1 protein-coding gene is annotated in these 328 nt (G+C 61.9%); it reads left to right on the top strand.

The window, feature by feature from the left end:
• Positions 1-10: 10 nt before the first annotated feature.
• A partial coding sequence (locus IH54_RS0138915) for an endo-1,4-beta-xylanase (protein ID WP_031526396.1) occupies positions 11-328 on the top strand: 318 nt, incomplete at its 3' end.

Genomic DNA, 328 nt, shown 5'->3' with positions numbered 1-328 from the left:
GGAGAACGAGATGAAGTGGGACACCACCGAACCCTCCCGCGGAAACTTCAACTTCGGCCCCGCCGACCAGATCGTCAACCACGCACAAGCACACGGCCAGCGCATGCGCGGCCACACCCTGGTCTGGCACAACCAACTCCCCAGCTGGGTCTCCAACCTCTCCGCCACCGACCTCCAGTCCGCCATGGACAACCACATCACCCAGGAAATGACCCACTTCAAGGGCAAGATCTACGCCTGGGACGTAGTCAACGAAGCCTTCGCCGACGGAGGAAGCGGCCAGCACCGCAGCTCACCCTTCCAGGACAAACTCGGAAACGGCTTCATC

Origin of the sequence: Streptomyces sp. NRRL F-5123 (genome assembly GCF_000721495.1) — a bacterium.
In the GTDB taxonomy this organism is placed as follows: domain Bacteria; phylum Actinomycetota; class Actinomycetes; order Streptomycetales; family Streptomycetaceae; genus Actinacidiphila.
This window is presented reverse-complemented; position numbering and strand designations above follow the sequence as displayed.